Below are 22636 nucleotides of genomic sequence, written 5' to 3'. Positions count from 1 at the left end.
AAAGGGCCGGACCTCAAAGGGGTTTCGGCTCTTTTTCACGATCTTTTAAAATGTCTTGAATAATTTCAATATGAACAGAAGCCCACGATTGTTCACGGAAATGAAGAAACACGCTTGGAATGAGAATAAAAACATACAGCACGACAAAAATAATCCAAAGCCAGCTGCCGTCTTTAAATAAAAATTGCTGCAGCCGCTGCGAAAATAAAAAAAAGAGCCAGGGCAAGGCAGAAACAAGGATAGGGATGACGCCGGAGCCGTTTTTTTCTTTGGTCATTCGGTAATACACTTTTCGTAAAATAGCGCTGTCGAGCGTAAGGTAAAGCTGCCGAATTTCTTCCATTTCCGCTAATTCATCAATATCTTCTGCGTTTTGGTTTTGATGAGCCGCTTTTTTCAGTTTAAGGTAGACTTTATGAGCATCGCCGCGCAGTGAAAACATATACCAGCCTCCCGCATATTGTTTCGTCTTCTTTAACAGAGTTTGCAGGTGCATGTAAATCTATACAAAAAGTTTCGTGATACGAAATAATAAGAAAACAGAAGTGTAAGCGTAAATCATTAGTAGAAAATGAGAGAAAACAGCTGATTTTTACTCTTTTTGGCCGCCTTTACACATCAACTAGCAGCACATATACTAATAAAAGAGCAATTAGTTACCTAGGTAAATAAAATGAAAAGGTGAGGTGGGAAAAGTGAATAACTTGGTGTTTCATGAACTTCATCAAAAGTCGAGATTGTCTATTAAAGAAGTAAATGAAGTGTTAAAGGCGTACGGGCTATACAGCTCACAGTATTCAATTTTATTTTGTTTAAAGCGATTCGGTTCGATGACGCAAACAGAGATTTGGCAGTATTTAAATGTCGAAGCGCCAACGGTTACCCGCACGTTAACAAGACTTGAAAAAAGCGGATGGATTGTGCGAAAAGCAGGCAGTGATAAACGAGAGCGCATCGTTTATTTATCTCCTCAAGCGAAGAAAAAGCTTCCAGAAATTCAGCAAGAAATTGAACGTTTGGAAGAAAATTTGCTGATTGCTTTATCCGACAGCGAACAGGATCAGCTTATTTCGTTATTAAAGAAAATTTGTAAATCTACAGAAAAGGGTGAAATGAATGACGAACCAGCAGGAGCCAATCTGGACTAAAAGCTTTATCAGCATTGCGATTACCAACTTTTTTATTTTTGTCGTGTTTTATGCATTGCTGACGCTGCTGCCGATTTATGTATTAGACGCCTTGGACGGCACGAGTACGCAGGCAGGGCTTGTTGTTACCATCTTTTTATTATCTGCGATTATTGTTAGACCGTTTTCAGGGAAAGTCATTGAAAACATTGGAAAGAAAAAAACGCTTGTATTTAGTACCCTCATTTTTGCGCTTTCTTCCTTCTTATATATGTTTATCCACCATTTTAACGTGCTTTTATTACTGCGCTTCTTTCAAGGAATTTCATTCAGCTTAGCGACAACCGTCACCGGAGCGATTGCAGCGGATTTAGTTCCCGCTAAACGACGAGGAGAAGGGCTTGGCTACTTCGGAATGTCAATGAACTTAGCTGTAGTTGCAGGGCCGTTTTTAGCATTAACGCTTCATCAATACATGGCATACAACATTATTTTCCTTGTATTTGGCGTGATTATGCTCGTTGGCTGGCTGTGTGGAATGATGGTCAAAAATCTTCAAGAAAACGCTGCTTCGCCAGTGAAGAAATCATTTTCACTGAGCGACTTGTTTGAAAAGAAATCCATGCCGATTTCATCTGTAGGTATTCTCGTTTCTTTTTCGTATGCAAGTATTATTTCGTTTATTTCTGTGTACGCACAGTCGCTTGGATTAATTAAAACAGCAAGCTTTTTCTTTGTCGTATTCGCAGCTGCGATGCTGATTTCACGACCGTTTACAGGAAGATTATTTGATAAATCTGGCCCAAACATTGTGATTATTCCATCGTGTATTGTCTTTGCGATTGGTCTATTTAGCTTAAGCTTTACACATTCTTCTTGGATGCTGCTGTTTTCAGGTGCGTTAGTAGGACTAGGGTATGGAACGCTGCTTCCTAGCTTCCAAACGCTTGCGATTCAAGCGGCGCCTGCTCACCGAAGCGCATATGCAACTGCTACATTCTTTACGTTTTATGATAGCGGGATTGCAGTTGGTTCGTTTGTATTAGGAATTGCAGCAGGCGCTTTAGGCTATTCGAAACTGTACTTTGCGCTAGGAATTTTTGTTCTGTTAATTACGCTTTACTATAAGTGGATTGCAAATTTACGTCAAAAACAAAAAGCAGCAAATATCCAGGTGGGCATGAAATAAAAAAGCTCGGCGTAATATGCGCCGAGTTTTTTTATGGATTTTTTACAGGACTTTGGAAGGGAAGCATATTTAAGTCAAAAGGTACTAGCCAATTCCTATCCATCTGCACCATACTTTAACAGGGGAACCATTTACATATAAAACTTCTTGGATGAAATAAAAAACAAAGGAGAACAAACATGAAAGTAATGAAACCTCTTATGGTCACAGCGTTAGGGCTTAGTCTTGCCACTTTTTATGAAGGCGCTTTTCCTGCAGAAAAAGCTGTGCAAGTACAGGCTGCTACAGATGAAAACGTGATTGCTGGTAAAGCAAAAACGTATGAAGGAGCCGATTATACATCTGGAGGAGAGACGCTAAGCGAAGGGTTTGACAGCTCTGGCTTCGTTCAATATGTGTTTAAGCAAGCGCTGGATACAACGCTGCCTCGTTCCGTGAAAGAACAGTCAGAGCTTGGGACAGACGTTGATAAAAACGAGCTGCAAGCGGGTGATGTATTGTTTTTTGACACTAATGAAAACGGTGAAGTGAACGTAGCCGCTATTTATATCGGAGACGATGAGATGATTTATGCATCTTCTTCAGACGGAAAAGTCGTGGTGAAAAACATTTCAAGCAGTGATTATTGGTCATCACATTTCGCCAAAGCAAAGCGCATTACAGGAGCACCGGAAATTGCAAAAGATAATGAAGTCATTGCAGAAGCATTAAAACATCTCGGCACGCCATATGTATTTGGAGGCGAGTCGCCAACAGACGGTTTTGACTGTTCCGCATTTGTTGCCTATATATTTCAACATGCATCGGACGTCTACCTTCCGCGATCAACCGATCAGCAGTGGCAAGTTGGAGAAGAAGTTGCACGGGCAGATTTAAAGCCAGGAGACGTTATCTTTTTTAAAGACACGTATCGTGAAGGGATTTCACACGTAGGCATTTACGCAGGCGGCAATCAGTTTATTCACGCCAAGCGCAGCGAAAATGTGACGGTTGATTACCTAACAAGCAGCTACTGGACGTCTAAGTACGCCGGAGCAAGGCGCTACGATGACTTATCGCTGTCAAAAGACAATCCATTTGTGACGGAATCTCTTAAATATGTAGGAGAAGTACCTTACGCACAAGGTGGGACAAGTCCTTCTACAGGCTTTGATACAGCAGGTTTTGTTCAATACATTTATAAAGAAGCAGCTGGAAAAGACATTCCGCGCTATGCAAGTCAGCAGTGGGAAGCAGGAGAAACCATTTCACAATCTGACTTGAAGCCGGGAGATCTCGTCTTTTTTGAAGGAAGTTCACTTATTCCATCTATCTATATTGGAAATGACTATGTCGTTCACGTATCCACATCTGAGGGCGTGAAAATTACAAACTATAAAGTAGACAGCTACTGGGCGCCTAAATACTACGGAGCAAAGCGCATGCCATAAAGGTAAAAAACTAAGACAGTCTGGGGCTGTCTTGGTTTTTTAATAGGTAGCCAATTGTTTTTGTATATCTTTGATTCGCTCTAGAGTTATCCCTTCCCGCTGCTCGATGGCTAAAGGATGATCGGTTGGTTCTAATTCAATGAGAGGTCTCGTTCCAACAGGTCTTGTATGCACATTTGTTTTTAAATTTAACGTTTCAGGATAGCCTGGAATTGAAACTGAAAACCAGCCGAAATAAGGCGGTTCATGTTCTCTTTCGTCACTTTCCCATAAATTTATCATTCGATGAAAATTTTCTTCGCTTAAAGAAACCCAAATGTTCCAAATGAAAGGGTCTTCTTCATTAAGAACGGGAATTTCAACGCAGCCTCTGACGAAAAAATGTTCTTGATTCATGATACAAATCTCTGAATATAGTTCAAAGTCGTTTTGTTTTTCGTCTTCTGACGCCTCATAATAGTAAAAAGGAGCTTCACTTGTATAACTCATAGGCAAAGCGGGCAGAGGGTGTTCACAAGTTAAGTCTTTATAGTGAAGTTTGTTCGTTTTCTTTTTGCCGTATAATCGTCTTCTTCGCATATCATTTTAGACTCCTTAGATAAAAGTATCTTCATTATAATACAAAAAAATGGCTGCTTAAGCGTATAATGTATAAAAAAGTTTGATTCCCCGTATCTTTTGAATTTCCTTTAATCGTTTAGTAAATAGAGAGTGCAAAAGGAGTGAAAACCATGTCACATTCAAAAAAAATTGAAAAACAAACAGAAAGCTTTGATGAGGCTTGCTGGAACGAGCATTACCCAAAACTGCAGCAGTACTGCCGCTTTTTAGCACAAAATGTGTGGGACGGAGATGATATCGCGCAAGAAACGTTTTTAAAAGCTCAGCGATATAAAGGCGAAGAGCACAATTTGTCTTCTGCGCTGTTAAATAAAATTGCGTACCACCACTGGATTGACCTGCTGCGAAAACGAAAGCGTGAAGGAATAGTCGAAGAAAAAGCTTTGGAACAACAAGCCGATAAGCATGCGTTTGATAGTAAGGGACACTCGGTCGAACTGCTGCTTAGTCAATTTACGCCGAAGCAAGCGGTTATCTTTTTCTTAAAAGAAGGCTTTCGCTATCAGCTGAAAGAGATCGCTTCGATTTTACAAACGTCAGAAACAGCGGTGAAAAGCAATTTACATCGTGCTAAGCAGCGATTAGAAAAAGACAGTGAGCCGTTTTCTACAGATTCTTTTTGGGATGAAAGAGAGCGTAAAAAGCTGTCAGAACTGTTTTATAAAACGTTAGAAGCGCAGGACCCAGCACTTTTGATTCGGGAGTTGCCTTCCTTAAAAAGCGTCATTCAAAAACCAACGTATACTCCGACATGCACTCTCTGCATGGCTGCATAGCCATATTACGCGTGACAAGGAGGATATATATGAGTACCATTCCATATGTAATTGAACAAAGCAACCGCGGTGAACGTTCGTATGATATTTATTCGAGGCTGTTAAAAGACCGGATTATTTTAATTGGTGATGAAATCAATGATCATATTGCTAACAGCGTGGTCGCGCAGCTCTTATTTCTTGCGGCAGATGATCCTAAAAAAGATATTTCACTGTATATTAACAGCCCCGGAGGTTCGACTTCCGCAGGGTTTGCGATTTATGATACGATGCAGTACATTGAGCCGGACGTTCAAACAATTTGCACGGGCATGGCCGCTTCTTTTGGCGCACTGCTTCTCCTAGCAGGAGCAAAAGGAAAGCGCTATGCACTTCCAAATAGTGAAGTTATGATTCATCAGCCGCTAGGAGGAGCTAGAGGGCAGGCGACTGAAATTGAAATTAGCGCTCGGCGGATTTTAAAATTGAAGCAGCATATTAATGAAATCATATCAACACGAACGGGACAGCCGGTTGAAAAAGTGGCAAACGATACGGAACGAGATTATTTCATGAGTGCTGAAGAAGCAAGGGAGTACGGAATTATCGATGGTATTCTGTTGCCGAAATAAAGAGGTGACAAGAAAGCATAGACGGCAGCGTCTATGCTTTCTTGTCTATAGAAATAAGAAAAAAGACCTTAGTATTATCTTTATTTTTCTTGAAAAGGTAGGTATTATATAAAATATAACAGATTTTAGAAAGAAGGTTTTACACATGCAAGAAGTGATTGGAGTAGAGCAGCGGTCTCTGTTTCAAAAAGTATTAGTCACATTTATTTTTTCGTTATTTATTTCAACAGTTGGCTTATACGTAGGTCAATATGTGCCGCCGGCTTATTTCCTTCCGTTAGCGATTGCTGAAATTGTGATGCTGGTTGCCGCATTTATGTTACGAAAGAAAAAAAGCGTAGGATATGGCTTTACATATGCTTTTTCATTTATATCAGGCATCACGCTGTTTCCGATTGTCAGCTACTATGCATCAGTAGCGGGAGCGCAAGTCGTTCTTTATGCGTTTGGAAGCACGTTCGTTATTTTTACGGTGATGGGTGTAATTGGCGCAAAAACAAAAAAAGATTTAGGGTTTTTAGGCAGCTTTTTATTAGTGGCGCTGTTAGCATTAGTGTGCATCAGCATTTTCTCGCTGTTTAGTCCATTAACAACGCCTGGACTTATGGCATTCTCAGTGATTGGTACCATCGTTTTCTCACTTTACGTACTATATGATTTTAACAAAATGAAGCATGGTGAAATTACAGAAGAGCTTGTTCCACTGCTGGCACTATCTCTTTATTTAGACTTTATTAATCTATTCATCAACTTGCTTCGCTTTTTTGGTATTTTAGGCAGCGATGATTAATAAGAAATAGGCTGGGACAAAAGTGTTCTAACTGAAGGGCGATCCGAACGATGAAGATTCTTGATGGAGAATCAACTTCGTTCGGATTTTTTATTGGTAGGATGAGCGTAGGTGTCATCCATTTAGATGCTTCTAGCTGTTGATTGGAGGGCAAGGCGGAGACTCCTGCGGGAGAAGCGGAATAGGTGAGACCCCGCAGGAGCGGAAGCGACGAGGAGGCTCAGCGGCCGCCCGCGGAAAGCGAAGCCTTGCACGGAAATCAACAGCGGTATAATAAGCAGTCCACCTCATGTATCCAATCTGTTGATCTTTAGATGGGATTGATGTAGTTATATCACAATCTCTTTTTTTTGTTTTAGTTATTCTCCGCCATCCCCATCTTCATCCTCGCTAACGTCATCCTCTGTTTTTTCATAGTTTGGTCCGGTAGCGTAAGGTTCTTTCAAAAACTTTTCAAGCCACGTAAAGCCTGTAGCGACCGCGCCGTTTTTAGCATGAATAAATTCACTGATTGTATATATTTCAACGACTTGCTTTCGATATTTACGAAATAAAAATGCGCTGGCAGCAACGCCAATACTGATGATTATATACGTATTCATGGAATCCTCCTTATAAAAGGGTTAGTGTTACGTATGCCGCATAGTAAAAGAATATGCATAAGGGGTTGTAACCAAACAGATTGATGTAAATCATAATTGTGACGATTTTTCATGGTTTCTCTTATGGATATTTTTGGTATTATATATTTGTGATGAAAAATAAGATGAGGAGAAGAGCGAGTCTTAAGAGGAGGGAAAGTATGAATAAAGTAGTTCTTACATCGTTATTCTTTTTCTTACTAGTTGGTTGCAACCAAGAAAAGGTCAATGTATCTACACCTAATGATGAACAAGTTCCAGTGTCAGGAAGCATTGTGGTTAATGACAAAGAGTATGAAATGCGAGTAGGAGAATATGAATGGAACGGTGACGATGGTGCGCACATAACCAAAACGGATTCTTACTCACCAAAAGAGGTTGCTAAAGAATTTGATGACCTCACGCTAGAGAAAGATACCAAAGTTACAATTCTACTAAAAAACAATCCAAAACTTACAATTTATCAACTAAACAAAAATAATCAAAAAGAAAAAATTAAAATAACGGATAATCATATTGAAGTGTCTTCAAAGAGCGGTTACTATCTTTACGAAGTATCGGGTAAATGGCCTCATGGAAAGGCAACTTATTTATTTGATGTGAATGTGAAATAGCGAACTGATCGGATATTTGGGAGTTATAGTGAACTGCTATACATGCATGAATTTAAAAGAAGTTCGTTTAGTGGTGCGAGCCTTTGAAAAAATGGTAGTATAGAGCAGGTACATAGAGAACGCAAATTTTTTGGAAGGATGCATGCTAGTGGTGAATTTTAACGAGTTTTTTACCATTTCTTCGTATGAAGTAATGGAGCATTCGAGTCGAAAAGAAAACGGAAAGAATATAGATGAATATGAAGTGATGTTGTATAACGAAAACGTTAGTCAAACAGAAAATGTGATGATCAAATTTAAAAAGGTGAGCGATGAAATAGCAGTGGAAAAGGTACAAACTCTCTCTTACTTTGATCAACAGCGTCCTAAACACCCCTGTAAGATTTGCGGCAGTGAAGTGATGGTAAAAGAGAACAGCACTGAAGAACTGAATGTTTACGCACATAATTGTTCATTTAACGACGAAGAAATAGAGGATTGTTTAAGAGCACTAGTACAAAATGAACTTTTGCAGGATGGGTTTACTCAAGAAGAATTTGAACGGAACTATGGAGTTAACTACCGTGATGACAGTAATAAAGAATATGGCTTTTACGACGCGCAGCAACGAAATACTTTTTATACCATCTTTAACGATAGTGTTTATCACACCTCATACGCAGGACCACAAGAGCTCCGCTGCAAGTTTTGCGGGATGGACGAAGAGCTGCTTGTTGTAGACGGAGCCTTCTATCAAAAATGTACAGCATTAACTCCACATACTAATCGAATTATTCATATGATTGAAGCAAGGAAACAAAACGAACCAGACGTAACAAAACGTTGATGAGAGAAAAGGGCCGGAGCTTGAGAAGAACATAAAAAAGAAGCTTCCTTTTGAGCGAAAGGAAGCTTATCAAATTTGTACCTATAGGGTTGAGTGGTGCATAATTAAATAGCTATCGGAATAACCGATGAATCATTAAAGTAAGCAACTTCTGAAAGAATACTGCAGCCTTTCAGCTTTTTGAGCTGAGAAAGCGCTTCTTCTTTACTATCAAACTCGTACATTTTCATTTCACCTTTTCTGACATAACACGTAATCACATACATTTTAGAAGTACCTCCACCTATCATGTAGAATTTATTAATAAAAAGCTATAGCAGCTTTTATTCCCTATTAAAATAGCGTAAGTGCGCCTGTGACAATAGCAAGGACAATGAGAACAAGAGACGTTAAAACGGCCCATTTAAATGCAAAGCGCTGATGTTCACCAAGATCAACACCTACCATACCTACAAGTAAGAAAGTAGAGGCAACGAGTGGACTTAATAGATGAACAGGTTGTCCGAGTACTGAAGCTCGCGCAATTTCCATTGGATCAATTCCGTAAGAAGCAGCAGTTTCAGCGAAGATTGGTAAAACACCAAAGTAATAGGCGTCGTTACTCATCACAAATGTAAACGGCATGCTTGTTAAAGCAACGATTGTTGGTAAAAACGAACCGAGTGAATCAGGAACTAAATGAATTAACAGGCTTGCCATTTCGTCCACCATTTTAGTGCCGGAGAGTATTCCTGTAAAAATACCAGCTGCAAAGACAAGGGCTGCAACGGTTAACGCGTTGCCTGCATGAGCCATTAAACGTTCTTTTTGATCCTCAAGTTTTGGATAGTTAATCATAAGAGCAAGCGCAAAACCAATCATAAATAAAACAGAAACGGACCAAATACCAGAAACTAATACGACCATAAGTGCAATGGTTAAGGCTAAGTTAATCCAGATTTTTTTAGGCTGCGTAATATCTTCTTGAGAAGTTAAAGACGCGTCTTCAGCAAAAGCAAGCGAGCTTTTTAATTCAAACTGCTCGATGTCAATAGCACCAAGTCGTCTGCGCTCTTTTTTTCCAAGAATATAGCCTGTAAAAATCACCCACAAAGCTCCGCCAATTAACGTTGGAAGAAGTGGAATAAAGAACTCTGATGCATCGAGGTTAAGAGCAACAATCGCGCGAGTAGCCGGGCCTCCCCAAGGCGTCATGCTGCTCATAATACTAAGAGAAAGCATCGCAACCGTCGTTAACACTAACGGGCTCATATTCAAACGTTTATACAGTGGAAGAAGAGCAGAAACCGTAATCATATAAGTAGTTGTACCGTCTCCGTCTAGTGCAACTAAAAGCGATAGAAGAGCGGTTCCAATCACGATTTTGAGCGGATCGCCTTTTACGATTTTTAACAGCTGCTTAATTAATGGATCAAACAGGCCGGCATCAATCATAACGCCGAAGTATAAAATGGCAAACAGCAGCATCGCAGCTGACGGAGCTACTTGTTTTAACCCTTCTAGCATCATGTCTCCGACGCCTTTGCCAAACCCTCCAATCACCGCAAAAAGAAGTGGAATAACCATTAAAGCTACGATAGGAGACATCCTTTTTGACATAATGAGATACGTAAAGACAATAATCATTGTAAAACCTAGTAGTGCTAGCATTCAAACAACCTCCTTTATTTTCCCTCTTTTCTTTGAAAGCGTTTACTTTTAGAGTAAAAAAACGTGACTAACATCTCTCATCCCCATGTATGAGCCGTAGTTTGATTATTAAGAATTTTTAAAGCCGCTCTTTACCCCCGCTGATGTTTCTTGTTTTCATGTTAGTACATTTTGAAAAATAAAGGAAATATAGGTTTTTTTAGAAAGTTCATAAAAATTTTTTATAATGGCAGTCCAGAAAAAAGCTTGGTCTAAAAGAAAGTTTCTTCCAAGACCCAAACTTTTTAGCTTTTGCTTTATTTTTCACTTAGCTTTAAAAAGTCAATAAATGCTTTTACGACCGCTAGATTCAAATAAGAAGGATCATACATGAGCCACGTGTTTCGAAGCAAAGGTGATTCATCTCGGTATGAAAGTCCGTATGTATATAAATTGTCGCTGGAGTGAAGGCAAATTTCTGGTAAAATCGCAAAGCCTAAATCATTTTTAACCATTTCTTTGGCCGTTTCTTGCCGGTCAACTTCCATCGCTACAAACGGAGGCTCTGAAAACTTGTCATGCCACCAGTCTTGAATGAGATCTTTTAGCGACGTATCCGTTTTATAATTAATATAAGGCAGGCTTGGCAAGTCATCAATCGCAATTTCTTTTTTTGAAATTAAGCAAAGCCGCTCTTTCGTCAGCAGTGATTTTTCTCCGTTCCACGGGTAATTGCCTCGCAAAATACCAACGTGCACACGCGAAGAGTCTAATAGATTCATAACTTGCGTACTCCAGCCTGTATTGACACTGAACTGTACGTTTGGATAGTGAAGAGAAAACTGTTTTAAAATCTTTGGAAGCTTATGCTGTGCGAAGTTACTCGATACCCCTAAGCGAAGCGTGCCTGTAACGGTTTCGCTCATATTACGCATGCTGTCTTTTGTTTCTTGCAGCTGCTTCCACATGTTTTCTGCATAGCGAACAAGATGCTCACCTTCAGATGTAAACTCAATTCCTTTTTTCGTTTTAAAAAACAGCGTCACGCCAAATTCTTCTTCAAGATTTTTAAGCCGGTAGCTTAAAGAAGGCTGCGATACGTAGAGCCTTTCAGCCGTTCGCGTAATGTTCTTTTCTTCGTGAAGCGTTTTAATTAATATCCAATCTTTTTGATCCATCCCAATTCCCCCTTGTATTTAGATTATAAAATTTTTTTTAAAAAGACAATAAATTTTATGTATTTTACTTATGACCACCTCTATTATACGATAAATGGCAAATGAACCGGTTCTAAATAGTAAAAAAATAAAATGGTTTGATGAACGCCTGGGCGTTTGTTAGTAGGGGAGAAAGGTGATTAAGATGACGCGTATTCCTGTAACGGTTATGAGAGGTGGAACGAGTAAAGGGGTCTTTATCAATCATGAAGAAATGCCTGTGAACAAATCGGATTGGGAACCGTTTTTGCTAGATATAATGGGAAGTCCGGATCAACGTCAAATTGACGGGTTGGGCGGAGCTAATTCGCTGACAAGTAAAATTGCGATTATTAAAAAATCAGATTTAGAGAAAGCTGACGTAGATTACACGTTTGCGCAGGTCAGCATCAGCGAATCTCTCGTTGATTTTAAAGGAAACTGCGGCAATATCTCCTCAGCAGTGGGGCCTTACGCAATTGAACAAGGACTTGTACAAGCTGTGGAACCGGTGACCAAAGTGCGGATTTATAATACGAATACTAAAAAAGTAATCGTAGCGGAAGTAGAAGTAGAAAACGGGAAAGTGAAAACAGAAGGGGAATGTATGATTCCTGGAGTGCCAGGTACGGGTTCACCTATTTATCTTTCGTTTGAAAACGGAGAAGGAGCCGTTACCGGAAAACTGCTTCCGACCGGGAACGCTATTGATCTTCTGCAAACATCCATCGGAACAGTAAAAGCATCAATTGTTGATGTAGGAAATCCGCTTGTATTTGTTAAAGCAGCGGATATTGGCCTAAAAGGAACAGAACTTCCGCATGAATACACGGACAAACAGCTGAAGCTATTTGAAGAAATTCGCTCCATTGCAGCGGAAAAAGCGGGGCTCGCACCTCAAGGCAAAGCAACTAAACTATCACCAGCGGTTCCAAAAATGACGATTATTGCTCCTCCGATGGACCACCACGACGGGACTGGCAGAGAAAAAGCTGCTTCTCAAATGGACGTATTAATTCGCATGATGTCGATGCAAAAACCGCATCAAACGCTTGCGATTACAGGAGCAATTTGTACAACGGCGGCTATCTATACAAAAGGCACGCTTCTGTCAGAAATGGTTCAACTAAAAGGCGATACGGTTCGACTTGCTCATCCAATGGGAATTATGGAAACCAGTGTAGATCTAAAAGAAGGACAGGTTAATGGAATCAAAGTAGTGCGTACGGCCCGTCTTATTTTTGAAGGATTTGTTTATACAAAGCACGCGTACGATGTATGTTTATCAAGTTGATAACGTTCTCAAAAAAACTCTTTCTAGGAAACTAGGAAGAGCTTTTTTATGTTAGACTATTTTTACTGAATATTGAAAAAAGTAGGTGGTAGTATGAAAAAAAGAACGTATATTGATTTAAGCCACGTCATTGAAGACGGAGTTATCACGCATAAAGGCTTGCCGGCACCGATTATTTGCGACTATTTAAGCCGAGAAGAGTCTAAAAAGCTGTATGAACCAGGGACTGAATTTCAAATCGGTAAAATTGAAATGGTCACGAATACCGGTACGTATATTGACGTGCCGTTTCACAGATATAAAAACGGAGCGGATTTAGCTCAAACGGCTATTGATAAAACAGCCGGACTGGAAGGAATAGTAGTTTCAATCGACCCGACTTTAACGGCTATTGATGAATCTCATTTTCACCATATAGACGTAAAAGGCAAAGCGGTATTAATTCACACGGGATGGGATCGCTACTGGAATACAGACGATTATTTAGAAAACCATCCATACTTAACAGAAAGCGCGGCAGCTTATTTAGTGTCTCAACAGCCCGCTCTTGTAGGAATTGATTCGATGAATATTGACGACACAAAAGGAAAAGCAAGACCAGCTCATACGCTGCTGTTAGGAGCGGACATTGTAATTGCTGAACACTTATGTCACTTAAATCAACTAACGCAGTCCTTTTTATTTTACGCCGTGCCTCCTAAAATAAAAGGAGCCGGAACGTTTCCCGTAAGAGCATTTGCGGAGGTAGAAAGAAAATGATCCAGTTACATAGATATAGAGAAGTGCAGGAATTTAAAAACCAAGTAGAACCGCTTTTATCGAAGAATGAAGTTCTTCATAACTTAGCGCTTGGCATTTTACACAGCTTAAATGAAAGCAGCAAACCAAATTTCATGGGTGTTATTTTAAAAGACAGTCGTGCTGCGCTTGTGTTACTGCAAACGCATCCTAAGCAAATCATCCTGTCTCAAATACAGAAGCTAACGGAGGGTGAACTAAGCGAAGCGGCAGAGCTATTACAAGAAATCGACGTACCGGGCTTAGTTGGAGAAAGGCAAACGGCTTTATATCTTTCTCAAAAACTAGCAGCGCTAAAAAATCAAGAAGCTTCTTTGAAAATGGATCAGCGCATTTATCAGTTAGACAAAGTAAAAAAAGCTGTGGACGCGAACGGAGTGCTGGTAAAAGCAAGGTTGGAGCACCTTCCGCTCGTGACAGAATGGATTTGGGAGTTTATGGGGACTATTGGAGAGCCTGTGTCAAAAGAACAAGCTGTCAAAACAGGCGAAGCTTTTATTAAAGCAGAACGGTTATTTTTATGGGAAGTGAACGGGAAGTATGTGTCGATTGCCAATGCTACGCGTCCAACGACTCATAACATTACAATTAACTTTGTATACACGCCGCGGGAAGAACGTAAAAAAGGCTATGCCTCAAGCTGTGTGTCCACGCTTTCTCAGCTTATGCTAGACAGCGGTTTTCAAACAACAAGTCTATACACGGACATGACAAACCCTACGCCTAACAAGATTTATATGGAGATTGGGTATGAACACGTAGCTGATTCAGCACTAGTTTTATTTCATGAAAAAAAGTAGCAGGCTGTCTGCTACTTTTTCTATTACTTAAGGTTTTTTAACTAAATTAACGTGATTTAACGTTTTGCTATCATCAAAAATAAATTCAAGATCATAGGCGCCGGCGTGATACGTGTATCTCGTTTGAGTCGTACCATCACCTTTTACTTTACCTGTAAAGTTTGGCTGACCTAATTCTTTCTTTAAGTTAGCTTGCGTGATGGACCCTAAATTTGTTTGACGCTCTACATTCGTACCAAAATAGCGAATTTCATTGATGACGTTATTTTGGTCATAGCCGAATGCATACCCAGGATGGCCCATTTCCGCGTGGTAGTAGTCAAAGCTATTTGATGAACCTTCAGGCGGCGGACCGAACTGATCGCGAACGTCTTGACGCAGGGTTTTGCCAATTTTAAAGTCTGCTGTTAATCGTGGTACTTCACCTTTTACTGCGGCGTTATAAATTTCGTTAATGTTCTTTACAGCTGTTTGACTTTGACTGCTTGTTTCTTGAGATGTAGCTGCATGTGCTGGTGTATCAAGCTGAGCGACAGGAGCAAATCCAAACGCAGCAATTCCTGTAATCGTCGCAGCAGCAGCCGCTTTTGATAGTCGTTGTTTCATTTTCATGATTTTTTCCTCCTATATATAACGATTTAGCAACCTCAGTCTACCTAAAAGAGAAGGTAGGCCAGAATAGTCAAGGAGTCTTAGTTGAGTTGGTAACTGATATATATATAATGTAACACGTCTTTTAGAATGTAAACGTCAGGTAAAGCAAAAAGCAAAAAACGATTCATTTATCATAGGTGAAAAGAGTGGTTTATATTCCTTTATTAGGTAAAAAAACGCAATATGAAGAAGGTTCTAATGCTTTATAAAAAACTGGATAATAATTGTAATTATGATACAATAAATCAAGTATTTGTTAAAAATATAATATTTATTGCTGGAGTTTTGATGTATGGAAAAAAATTTGATGAGAGGTACGCTTTTATTAACAGCGTCTTCTTTGTTAACAAAGATTTTAGGCTTTATTTATATTATTCCTTTCACAGCCTTAGTGGGAACGTCAGGTTATGCACTTTATAAGTATGCATACGGTCCATATACATTGATGCTAAGCTTTTCGACAATGGGTCTTCCGCTTGCTGTTTCTAAGTATGTATCGAAATATAACGGTCTTGGAAACTACCGTGCGGGACAAGATCTGTTAAAAGCAGGACTTCTATTAATGACGATAACGGGCATAATAGGTTTCTTAGTCCTCTATACGATGGCACCGTGGCTCGCTGAACTAGTTATTAACGGAAAAGATTCCTCAGGAAATAGTCAAAAAGACGTAGTGTACGTCATCCGAATGGTAAGCTTTGCTTTAATTATTATCCCGCCTATGAGTCTATTACGAGGCTACTTTCAAGGTAACCAGTCTATGGGACCGTCCGCGCTAAGTACAATTATTGAACAAATAGTGCGAGTGTTGTTCATTTTAGTAGGAGCATACGCTGTTATTCACCTTTTTCATAGCACAATGACAAAAGCTGTTGGAATCGGTACGTTTGGAGCGTTTATTGGAGGCGTAGGGGGAATTGGGATTCTTGGAGCGGTTTATTTGAAGCGCAAGCGGTTGATTATAAAAGAAGTGAACAGCGGAAAGAATAATAAATCCGTTCCGTTCTCTTTAATGTTCAAAGAGCTTGTGACGTACGCTGTTCCGTTTGTATTAGTTGGTTTAGCTATTCCTATCTATCAAAATATTGATACGTTTACGATTAACATGCTTTTTCAATCAATAGGATATGGACAAGCTAAGGCTGAAACGATTAACTCCGTCATTGGATTAGCGCAAATTTTGGTGATGGTGCCGGTATCGTTAGCGACTGCCTTCAGCATGTCGCTAATTCCGGGCATTACATCTTCTTTTGTGCAAAGAAATTTACGAGAAGTAAAAGGAAAGATTACAAAAACGCTGCAGCTGCTGTTGTTTTTTACTCTTCCTGCTGCGGTAGGGCTTTGTTTATTGGGTAAGCCGGTATATATGATGATTTTTGGAGCGAAAAACAGTCCTGAAATCGGTGGAGTTGTTTTACAATGGTATGCGCCTGCTGCGATTCTTTTTGCTCTTTTTACCGTAACAGCCGCAATTCTCCAAGGAATTAATCAACAAAAGAAGCTAATTTTAGGCTTGGGCTTAGGAATTGTTGTGAAGATAGTATTAAACGTACTGTTGGTTTCAAGCTTAAAAGAAATTGGACCGGTTGTCGCGACTTACGGAGGGTATGGTGTATCGGTTATATATAACTTCTATTTAATTGAAAAATCTATTTCTTACCGAGTTCAATCACTGGGACAAGCTGCGTTGACACCTGTTTTATTAGTAAGTGTGATGTCAGCCGCTGTGATTATCGGCAATTATACTTCTCACTATTTTTTAGAAAATAAGCTGTCTGCATCTTCACTTGCGATTAGCACATCTTGTATTTCAATTGCTTTAGGTGCTGCTGTGTATCTAGGGCTTGGCGTAAAAACAAGTTTAGGGCAATCTGTTGTATTAAATAGAAGAAAAAGAATGTAAATGTAAAGGAGAGAAAGGTGTGTCAAAACGATTTTTACTAACCGTAGCGGCTGGAGGATGTATCATAATTTTCGGCGCGCTGCTGCTATTAAATTGGGAAAGAGTGTTTGGAGACTACCGTCCCATTCAAACGGCAAAAGCTGTTTTCAAATTAGAAGTGGGAAGTCAAGGTGTAGCAGAGACTACGGATTCAGATGATGCTCTTTACTATATGGTGAAAAAAGGACATTTAGATGAATATATTCAACTGATGAATGAAAAAGGCTATGTGTTAAAAGAGAAAGATATTGATCATAACCGACTTGTTTTTAACGATGGGCAAGAGGATGAGCAAATTTACTACAAGCGCTTTGCAAGGAAGTATACGATGATTGATGGAGAAGGGTAAAGGCCTTCACTTAGAATTACTACATACTAAAATCATTAAAAGAAAACACCACCTTGCGAATAAAAGGTGGTGTTTTTTTGTTAGATTATCTCATCTTAGTTTTGCTCTTGCTACCCCTGTTACGACCATACTCGTAATAAAAATAACTACGATTCCAATGTTGGTCGGGGTATCAAAAAATATTTTTGAAACGGCTAAAGCGATAATAAGCCCAATGGCTATGCCAGATAATTCTTTCATTAATTTCAACATTAACACCTCTTAACAATATCGCTAAGGAAAAGTCTAACATTATTGGTAAAGTGGTTTCAATTAATAACACATTAACCGAAGAAGCATAATAGAATTTATTTGCTACCACTAAATCCTTTCGACAGTCAACAAATTCAGTATAAGCGCTTTGTGAAGAAGTATAGAATGATTCAAGAAATGAGGTAAAGGCTTTAACTTCTATTTTAGTAGACTAAAACCATATAATCCTATCTGTTTTTAAAGTTTTTTTGTATGAAAAAGAAAAATAATATTGACAATTATTAAAAAACTATTAATATTGACTATATTACATAAAACAAATAGCTATTGTTTTCCTTATCAAGAGAGGTGGAGGGACTGGCCCTGTGAAACCCGGCAACCGCTGTCTATGACAGAATGGTGCCAAATCCTTAAGAACAGTATGTTCTTGAAGATGAGGAAGAGACGTTTGGTTAACGAGCTCTTCCTTTATATAAAGGAAGAGCTTTTTTTATATTATAGGGGGAGTAAGTTAAATGAAGAGATTTCTTATTTTAGCAGTTGCGCTTGTACTACTCGTAACTGGCTGTCAGTCAAAAAGCACAAAAAGCAGTGGAAGTGAAGAGAAAGGAAAGAAGCGAATTGCTCTTGTTTTGCCTGAAAAGATTGGGGTTAACCCGTTTTTTCAGCAAATGGATGAGGGAGCAAAACGAGCTGGGAAGAAGTATAACATTGATGTAAAGACAATTGAATCTACAGATCAAGCAGCCATTGAAAGTAATTTGCGTGCTGCCGTAGCAGAAAATTATGACTTGATTATTACATCTTCTTTTGAATCCGAAGATGCGTTGAAAAAAGTAGCTCAAGAAAATCCGCAGCGTCAATTTGCGATTATTGATACAGTGGTTGATTTACCAAATGTAAGAAGCGTTGTATTCCGTGAACAAGAAGCTTCATATTTATTAGGAGCAGCCGCAGGATTGATTACGAAAACGAATAAAGTAGGAATGGTTGCAGCTGATGATATTCCATTATTAAAAAAATGGACGGTAAGCTTTAAAGAAGGACTAGAATCAACAAATCCAAAAGCAGAGTTTTTAGTAAACTATGTTGGAAGCTTCTCTGATCCAGCTAAAGCAAAAGAACTTGCTATTTTACAGGCTTCAAAAGGCGCTGATTTTATCGCTGGAGCATCAGCTGTAGGCGACTTGGGTGTATTTGAAGCAGCAAAAGAAAAAGGTTTTTATACGGCAGGCCAAGATATTGACCGTACGGAAGTAGATCCTGAGCATATCATTTTATCGCAGTTAAAAGGATCTGATGCGGCTGCTTATGAAACGGTAGAAGCACTAGCAAATGACAAATTTAAATCGGGCGTAGTGACATACGGCTTAAAAGAAAAAGGTGTTGGGTTAACGTATGTGACTCAAGACAGCAAGACACCTCTTAATGACTTTGTAGGACAAGATGTAATTGATCAATTAAAAGAAATTAAAGATTCGATTATTGATGGAAAAACAGTGGTAAAAGATCCGTTAGCAAAGTGAGTTGAGAAGAGAAGTCGAGTAAGGCTGGCTTCTCTTTCTTATTTTTGAAAAAAACCTAAAGGGAAAGGAGCAATGAATGGAATGAGTGAGCTGTTGCAGTTAACGAATTTGACGAAGAAATACGGTTCATTTTTAGCAAACGATAACGTGTCTTTTACGCTGAAAAAAGGGGAGGTTCACGCGCTGGTCGGAGAAAACGGTGCTGGTAAAACAACGTTGATGAGGATGCTTTACGGAATGGAAAAGCCGAGTTCAGGAAGTGTTCAGCTGCACGGGAAACCTGTTTCGTTTTCATCTCCTGCGGATGCGATTAAAAACGGAATAGGCATGGTGCATCAGCATTTTATGGTTTTTCCTCATTTTTCAGTGGCTGAAAATATTGTCTTGGGGCATGAGCCAAAGAAAGGTCTCTTTTTCAACAGAAAGCAGGCGAAAGCAGATGTACAGCAATTAACCCAAACTTATCAAATTTCAGTGGATGTTCATAAAAAAGTAAAGCATTGCTCAATTGGGGAACAGCAAAAGATTGAAATTTTAAAAGTGCTGTATCAAGGAGCAGAAATTATTATTTTAGACGAGCCTACCGCCGTTCTTACTCCTCATGAAGTAAAGGAACTATTAAAAACAATCCGGTTTTTGGCTTCTCAAGGAAAAAGCATCATTATTATTACACATAAGCTGCAAGAAGTGATGGAAGTAGCGGACCGAATTACAGTTCTTCGAAATGGTAAAGTAGCCGGCGTCACAAGTAAAGAAGATACCAATGCTCACCATTTAGCGAGACTAATGGTAGGGAGAGAATTAAAAGAGCGTCCTGCAAGAGTGCCATCACAAAGCACTTCTCATTTAAGCGTACAAAATCTCTTTTTAAAAGGAAAAGGACAAAAAAACGTATTGCAAAATGTGTCTCTTCACGTTTCTGCAGGCGAAATTGTCGGTATTGCAGGGGTTTCAGGAAATGGGCAGTCAGAGCTGCTTCAAGCAATTGCTGGATTAGTAGAAACAGACACCGGAAGTATCAAACTTGGAGATGAAGATCTTACAGGGCGATCTGTGCGTGAAAGAAGAGAGGCAGGAATTGCTCATATTCCAGAAGACCGCTATATGTGGGGAGCCTCTAAAGACGATACGATCGAGGAAAATGCGCTGATGGGCTATCAGTATAAAGCTTCTTACTCGAAGATGGGCTGGCTGAAAAGAAAGATATTCAAGTCGAGCGTGGAGGAATGGATAAATGAATTTTCGATTAAAGCCACTTCATCTAAGCAAAAAGCAGGAGAACTGTCTGGGGGAAATCTGCAAAAATTAATTGTTGCAAGAGAGCTTGGCCAAAACACCTCTTTTCTACTTGCTGCCGAACCAACGCGAGGAGTGGATATTGGGGCAATGGAACGTATTCATGATGCCTTGATTCAAAAAAGGAATAATGGCTCTGCTATTTTACTTGTATCGTCTGAGCTGTCGGAGATTATCTCACTATCAGATCGAATTTTAGTGATGTACGAAGGCAGTATTGTCGGAGAGCTTACAAGAGAAGAAGCGACGGAAGAGAAACTAAGCATATTAATGGCAGGAGGAACGGTAGAAGGTGATACAGTTGCAGAAACTTCTTAAATCATTAATCCAACCGATTATTGCGGTCATTTTTGGCTTAGCGATAGGAGGCATTATTATCTCCTTAACAGGTGGTTCGGTTTTCCAAACATATACAGAGCTCTGGAATGGAGCGTTTGGTAATTTTTATTTCTTCACCACTACGCTGGCTCGCGCTACGCCTATTCTGTTAATTGCGTTAGGTGTGGGATTTGCTTTTAGAGCAGGTGTGTTTAATTTAGGGGGAGAAGGACAAATGGTCGTTGGAGCGATTAGTGCAGCGATTGTTGCTTATTACCTGCCGGCTCCAGGGATAGTCAAGCTGATAGCAGCCATTGCCGCTGCTGTTGTGGCAGGGGGATTGCTTTCCGTTTTAGCAGGATGGATGGAAGCCGCGTTTAAAATTCAGCTTGTCATTTCGACCCTTTTATTAAATTATATCGCTGTTTTATTTGCAAGTTATTTAGCAGGTCACCCTTTTCAAGATAAAACAGGCTCAGCTGCTCTCGCTCAGACGCCTATGATTGAGCAATCAGCATGGCTTGGAAAAGTGTTTCAAGGAATACCTCTTCATGTCGGATTTATCATTGCTCTAGTGGGTGCGCTGCTGCTATGGACGGTGCTTCGCTACTCTGTGTTTGGCTATGAAGTAAACGCATCCGGGAAAAATCCGTTGTTCGGAGCGTATGGAGGCATTCATCAGGTAAAAGTCATGCTGTTTAGCATGTTTATTAGCGGAAGCTTGGCTGGATTAGCAGGAGGATTTGAAGTGCTTGGTTCACAGTACCGATTTGTAGACGGTGCGCTCACCGTTCCTGGATATGCATGGACTGGAGTGATGGCTGCTCTGTTAGCAAATTCAAATCCAATCGGCATTGTTTTTACGTCTCTTTTACTTGCCGCTTTGCAAACAGGAGCGATGGGGCTAGAGCGTAATACAGAAATTCCGTTAGAAATTGCGAGTATTATGCAAGCTGTTCTTATTCTATTTATCTCAGCGAAATTTACAAAGCAGTGGTGGAAAGCCAAAAAGAAAGGAGCTGATATTCGTGGAGCTGCTTGATTGGTCACTGTTAAATGCAACGCTGCGAATGGTTGCACCGATTTTATTAGCGGCGCTGGGCGGAATGCTTTGTGCGCGCGTAGGCATATTTAATGTAGGGTTAGAAGGTCTGATATTGATTGGGGCTTTTAGCGGAATTGCCGGTAACTATTATACTCACAATGTCTTTTTTGCGATCGTGATTGCGGCTGGAGCAAGCTTACTTTTTGCGTTGCTGTTTGGGGTGATGGTCGTGATATTTAAAGCGAATGAAATTGTTGTTGGGGTGTCTATTAATTTTTTAGCACTGGGCTTAACGACATTTTTACTCCGGACTATTTTTCATACAAAAGGTGCCTATTACGATAAAAACATGCACGGGATAGGTACATGGGATATTCCTTTAATTAAAGACATACCTATAATCGGCGACATTGTTTCCGGGCAGTCACCGCTTGTCTATTTTGCATTTTTAGCAGCTATTGCTTTTTATATCTTTTTTTATCGAACGATTTTTGGTTTTCGTCTTCTAGCAGTAGGCTACAATCAAGTAGCAGCAAGTACGCTTGGGTTAAAAGCAATAAGATATCAGCTGTTTGCGATTGCAGCATGCGGAATTCTGTGTGGGATTGCGGGAGCACAGCTTTCATTAGGTCAAGTCACGATGTTCTCAGAAGGCATGACTTCAGGGCGTGGATTTATTGCACTTGTTGCGATGATGCTCGGTCAGTCTCATCCGCTCGGTATTTTAGCGTCAAGTATCCTTTTCGGCTTAATGGATGCCGTGAGCACACGACTGCAAGGTTTTTCAATACCGACTGAGTTTACGATGATGGTCCCTTACGTACTTACATTAGCCGCGATGTTTTTCTTACGAGATAAAGGTGTCGAAACGAATCAAACAAGTCAGCAAAGTGCACGCTGATAAAAAAATAA

At 39.8% G+C, this 22636-nt stretch carries 25 protein-coding genes and 1 riboswitch; of the genes, 18 read left to right on the top strand and 7 right to left on the bottom strand.

Annotation, left to right across the window (positions count from 1 at the left end; all coding sequences use genetic code 11):
* Positions 1–13 precede the first annotated feature (13 nt).
* Complete coding sequence (locus tag LJY09_RS18810; RefSeq protein WP_028414946.1) at positions 14–442, bottom strand: hypothetical protein; 429 nt, start codon at positions 440–442, stop codon at positions 14–16.
* A 253-nt stretch (positions 443–695) separates the two neighbouring features.
* Here LJY09_RS18810 and LJY09_RS18805 point away from each other — a divergent pair, with 253 nt between their 5' ends.
* The 3 genes from LJY09_RS18805 (at position 696) to LJY09_RS18795 (ending at position 3746) form a co-directional block, all read left to right on the top strand.
* Positions 696–1148: a MarR family winged helix-turn-helix transcriptional regulator gene (locus tag LJY09_RS18805; protein ID WP_013058498.1), complete on the top strand. Its 453-nt coding sequence runs from the start codon at positions 696–698 to the stop codon at positions 1146–1148.
* A complete protein-coding gene (locus tag LJY09_RS18800) occupies positions 1117–2316 on the top strand; it encodes an MFS transporter (protein ID WP_028414945.1) in 1200 nt (399 codons plus the stop codon). Before LJY09_RS18805 ends, LJY09_RS18800 begins: the two co-directional genes overlap by 32 nt.
* A gap of 179 nt (positions 2317–2495) precedes the next feature.
* Positions 2496–3746: a C40 family peptidase gene (locus tag LJY09_RS18795; protein WP_099331227.1), complete on the top strand. Its 1251-nt coding sequence runs from the start codon at positions 2496–2498 to the stop codon at positions 3744–3746.
* A gap of 39 nt (positions 3747–3785) precedes the next feature.
* On the opposite strand, the gene LJY09_RS18790 is transcribed toward LJY09_RS18795, so the two are convergent.
* Positions 3786–4325, bottom strand: a complete 540-nt coding sequence (locus tag LJY09_RS18790; RefSeq protein WP_028414943.1) for a DUF2199 domain-containing protein — start codon at positions 4323–4325, stop codon at positions 3786–3788.
* A 152-nt stretch (positions 4326–4477) separates the two neighbouring features.
* Here LJY09_RS18790 and LJY09_RS18785 point away from each other — a divergent pair, with 152 nt between their 5' ends.
* From LJY09_RS18785 to LJY09_RS27725, 4 genes are all read left to right on the top strand, one after another.
* Positions 4478–5143: a sigma-70 family RNA polymerase sigma factor gene (locus LJY09_RS18785; RefSeq protein WP_028414942.1), complete on the top strand. Its 666-nt coding sequence runs from the start codon at positions 4478–4480 to the stop codon at positions 5141–5143.
* 29 nt (positions 5144–5172) lie between these two features.
* Positions 5173–5754, top strand: a complete 582-nt coding sequence (gene clpP / locus LJY09_RS18780) for an ATP-dependent Clp endopeptidase proteolytic subunit ClpP (RefSeq protein WP_028414941.1) — start codon at positions 5173–5175, stop codon at positions 5752–5754.
* Positions 5755–5899: 145 nt separating this feature from the next.
* Positions 5900–6544, top strand: a complete 645-nt coding sequence (locus tag LJY09_RS18775; protein WP_014458757.1) for a Bax inhibitor-1/YccA family protein — start codon at positions 5900–5902, stop codon at positions 6542–6544.
* A 139-nt stretch (positions 6545–6683) separates the two neighbouring features.
* Positions 6684–6818, top strand: coding sequence for a hypothetical protein (locus LJY09_RS27725; RefSeq protein ID WP_255256922.1), 135 nt, complete (start codon positions 6684–6686; stop codon positions 6816–6818).
* A gap of 85 nt (positions 6819–6903) precedes the next feature.
* Here LJY09_RS27725 and LJY09_RS18770 read toward each other — a convergent pair whose 3' ends face one another.
* Entirely contained in the window at positions 6904–7146 is a 243-nt protein-coding gene (locus LJY09_RS18770; protein WP_028414940.1) for a hypothetical protein, read from the bottom strand.
* Between the two features lie 200 nt (positions 7147–7346).
* Here LJY09_RS18770 and LJY09_RS18765 point away from each other — a divergent pair, with 200 nt between their 5' ends.
* The gene (locus LJY09_RS18765) at positions 7347–7799 is read left to right on the top strand and encodes a hypothetical protein (protein ID WP_028414939.1); all 453 of its coding nucleotides are present in this window, start codon (positions 7347–7349) and stop codon (positions 7797–7799) included.
* Positions 7800–7941: 142 nt separating this feature from the next.
* The gene (locus tag LJY09_RS18760) at positions 7942–8625 is read left to right on the top strand and encodes a hypothetical protein (RefSeq protein WP_223546210.1); all 684 of its coding nucleotides are present in this window, start codon (positions 7942–7944) and stop codon (positions 8623–8625) included.
* Between the two features lie 333 nt (positions 8626–8958).
* Here LJY09_RS18760 and LJY09_RS18755 read toward each other — a convergent pair whose 3' ends face one another.
* Together LJY09_RS18755 and LJY09_RS18750 are read right to left on the bottom strand one after the other, a co-directional pair.
* A complete protein-coding gene (locus tag LJY09_RS18755) occupies positions 8959–10275 on the bottom strand; it encodes a CitMHS family transporter (protein ID WP_028414937.1) in 1317 nt (438 codons plus the stop codon).
* 296 nt (positions 10276–10571) lie between these two features.
* Positions 10572–11432, bottom strand: a complete 861-nt coding sequence (locus LJY09_RS18750) for a LysR family transcriptional regulator (RefSeq protein ID WP_028414936.1) — start codon at positions 11430–11432, stop codon at positions 10572–10574.
* A 184-nt stretch (positions 11433–11616) separates the two neighbouring features.
* On the opposite strand from LJY09_RS18750, the gene LJY09_RS18745 reads away from it, so the two are divergent.
* The 3 genes from LJY09_RS18745 to LJY09_RS18735 all read left to right on the top strand — a co-directional run bounded on the left by LJY09_RS18745 (position 11617) and on the right by LJY09_RS18735 (position 14342).
* Positions 11617–12744 (top strand): 2-methylaconitate cis-trans isomerase PrpF family protein, encoded by a 1128-nt coding sequence (locus LJY09_RS18745; RefSeq protein ID WP_228307791.1) that lies wholly within the window; start codon positions 11617–11619, stop codon positions 12742–12744.
* A 93-nt stretch (positions 12745–12837) separates the two neighbouring features.
* Complete coding sequence (locus LJY09_RS18740; RefSeq protein WP_098113616.1) at positions 12838–13503, top strand: cyclase family protein; 666 nt, start codon at positions 12838–12840, stop codon at positions 13501–13503.
* A complete protein-coding gene (locus LJY09_RS18735) occupies positions 13500–14342 on the top strand; it encodes a GNAT family N-acetyltransferase (protein ID WP_028414933.1) in 843 nt (280 codons plus the stop codon). Before LJY09_RS18740 ends, LJY09_RS18735 begins: the two co-directional genes overlap by 4 nt.
* Positions 14343–14369: 27 nt before the next feature.
* Here the strand turns inward: LJY09_RS18735 and LJY09_RS18730 are convergent, their stop codons facing one another.
* On the bottom strand, positions 14370–14954 hold the full coding sequence (locus tag LJY09_RS18730) for a YjgB family protein (protein WP_108674274.1): 585 nt from the start codon (positions 14952–14954) through the stop codon (positions 14370–14372).
* 334 nt (positions 14955–15288) lie between these two features.
* Here LJY09_RS18730 and LJY09_RS18725 point away from each other — a divergent pair, with 334 nt between their 5' ends.
* On the top strand, positions 15289–16899 hold the full coding sequence (locus tag LJY09_RS18725; protein ID WP_108674273.1) for a putative polysaccharide biosynthesis protein: 1611 nt from the start codon (positions 15289–15291) through the stop codon (positions 16897–16899).
* Positions 16900–16918: 19 nt separating this feature from the next.
* Positions 16919–17287 (top strand): hypothetical protein, encoded by a 369-nt coding sequence (locus LJY09_RS18720; protein ID WP_028414930.1) that lies wholly within the window; start codon positions 16919–16921, stop codon positions 17285–17287.
* Between the two features lie 90 nt (positions 17288–17377).
* Here the strand turns inward: LJY09_RS18720 and LJY09_RS18715 are convergent, their stop codons facing one another.
* Positions 17378–17539, bottom strand: coding sequence for a hypothetical protein (locus LJY09_RS18715; RefSeq protein WP_155017469.1), 162 nt, complete (start codon positions 17537–17539; stop codon positions 17378–17380).
* 333 nt (positions 17540–17872) lie between these two features.
* Positions 17873–17979, top strand: a riboswitch (SAM riboswitch).
* Between the two features lie 75 nt (positions 17980–18054).
* Between LJY09_RS18715 and LJY09_RS18710 the strand changes: the two genes are divergently transcribed.
* From LJY09_RS18710 to LJY09_RS18695, 4 genes are all read left to right on the top strand, one after another.
* On the top strand, positions 18055–19065 hold the full coding sequence (locus tag LJY09_RS18710) for a BMP family lipoprotein (RefSeq protein ID WP_098113621.1): 1011 nt from the start codon (positions 18055–18057) through the stop codon (positions 19063–19065).
* A gap of 81 nt (positions 19066–19146) precedes the next feature.
* Entirely contained in the window at positions 19147–20679 is a 1533-nt protein-coding gene (locus tag LJY09_RS18705) for an ABC transporter ATP-binding protein (protein WP_028414928.1), read from the top strand.
* Complete coding sequence (locus LJY09_RS18700) at positions 20654–21721, top strand: ABC transporter permease (protein ID WP_221816645.1); 1068 nt, start codon at positions 20654–20656, stop codon at positions 21719–21721. The genes LJY09_RS18705 and LJY09_RS18700 overlap by 26 nt, the downstream gene beginning before the upstream one ends.
* Entirely contained in the window at positions 21708–22625 is a 918-nt protein-coding gene (locus tag LJY09_RS18695) for an ABC transporter permease (RefSeq protein ID WP_221816646.1), read from the top strand. The genes LJY09_RS18700 and LJY09_RS18695 overlap by 14 nt, the downstream gene beginning before the upstream one ends.
* Positions 22626–22636 lie beyond the last annotated feature (11 nt).

The organism is Priestia sp. J2 (assembly GCF_020790095.1).
GTDB classification, from domain to species: domain Bacteria; phylum Bacillota; class Bacilli; order Bacillales; family Bacillaceae_H; genus Priestia; species Priestia zanthoxyli.
This window is presented reverse-complemented; position numbering and strand designations above follow the sequence as displayed.

What these genes read in the sequence shown, in the direction of transcription:
- LJY09_RS18715 (WP_155017469.1), bottom strand. Translation starts at nt 17,539, where the DNA reads ATGTTGAAATTAATGAAAGAATTATCTGGCATAGCCATTGGGCTTATT.
- LJY09_RS18755 (WP_028414937.1), bottom strand. Translation starts at nt 10,275, where the DNA reads ATGCTAGCACTACTAGGTTTTACAATGATTATTGTCTTTACGTATCTC.
- LJY09_RS18800 (WP_028414945.1), top strand. Translation starts at nt 1,117, where the DNA reads ATGACGAACCAGCAGGAGCCAATCTGGACTAAAAGCTTTATCAGCATT.
- LJY09_RS18775 (WP_014458757.1), top strand. Translation starts at nt 5,900, where the DNA reads ATGCAAGAAGTGATTGGAGTAGAGCAGCGGTCTCTGTTTCAAAAAGTA.
- LJY09_RS18785 (WP_028414942.1), top strand. Translation starts at nt 4,478, where the DNA reads ATGTCACATTCAAAAAAAATTGAAAAACAAACAGAAAGCTTTGATGAG.
- LJY09_RS18710 (WP_098113621.1), top strand. Translation starts at nt 18,055, where the DNA reads ATGAAGAGATTTCTTATTTTAGCAGTTGCGCTTGTACTACTCGTAACT.
- clpP (WP_028414941.1), top strand. Translation starts at nt 5,173, where the DNA reads ATGAGTACCATTCCATATGTAATTGAACAAAGCAACCGCGGTGAACGT.
- LJY09_RS18750 (WP_028414936.1), bottom strand. Translation starts at nt 11,432, where the DNA reads ATGGATCAAAAAGATTGGATATTAATTAAAACGCTTCACGAAGAAAAG.
- LJY09_RS18765 (WP_028414939.1), top strand. Translation starts at nt 7,347, where the DNA reads ATGAATAAAGTAGTTCTTACATCGTTATTCTTTTTCTTACTAGTTGGT.
- LJY09_RS18730 (WP_108674274.1), bottom strand. Translation starts at nt 14,954, where the DNA reads ATGAAAATGAAACAACGACTATCAAAAGCGGCTGCTGCTGCGACGATT.
- LJY09_RS18770 (WP_028414940.1), bottom strand. Translation starts at nt 7,146, where the DNA reads ATGAATACGTATATAATCATCAGTATTGGCGTTGCTGCCAGCGCATTT.
- LJY09_RS18740 (WP_098113616.1), top strand. Translation starts at nt 12,838, where the DNA reads ATGAAAAAAAGAACGTATATTGATTTAAGCCACGTCATTGAAGACGGA.
- LJY09_RS18745 (WP_228307791.1), top strand. Translation starts at nt 11,617, where the DNA reads ATGACGCGTATTCCTGTAACGGTTATGAGAGGTGGAACGAGTAAAGGG.
- LJY09_RS18795 (WP_099331227.1), top strand. Translation starts at nt 2,496, where the DNA reads ATGAAAGTAATGAAACCTCTTATGGTCACAGCGTTAGGGCTTAGTCTT.
- LJY09_RS18760 (WP_223546210.1), top strand. Translation starts at nt 7,942, where the DNA reads ATGCTAGTGGTGAATTTTAACGAGTTTTTTACCATTTCTTCGTATGAA.
- LJY09_RS18735 (WP_028414933.1), top strand. Translation starts at nt 13,500, where the DNA reads ATGATCCAGTTACATAGATATAGAGAAGTGCAGGAATTTAAAAACCAA.
- LJY09_RS18810 (WP_028414946.1), bottom strand. Translation starts at nt 442, where the DNA reads ATGTTTTCACTGCGCGGCGATGCTCATAAAGTCTACCTTAAACTGAAA.
- LJY09_RS18725 (WP_108674273.1), top strand. Translation starts at nt 15,289, where the DNA reads ATGGAAAAAAATTTGATGAGAGGTACGCTTTTATTAACAGCGTCTTCT.
- LJY09_RS18705 (WP_028414928.1), top strand. Translation starts at nt 19,147, where the DNA reads ATGAGTGAGCTGTTGCAGTTAACGAATTTGACGAAGAAATACGGTTCA.
- LJY09_RS18790 (WP_028414943.1), bottom strand. Translation starts at nt 4,325, where the DNA reads ATGCGAAGAAGACGATTATACGGCAAAAAGAAAACGAACAAACTTCAC.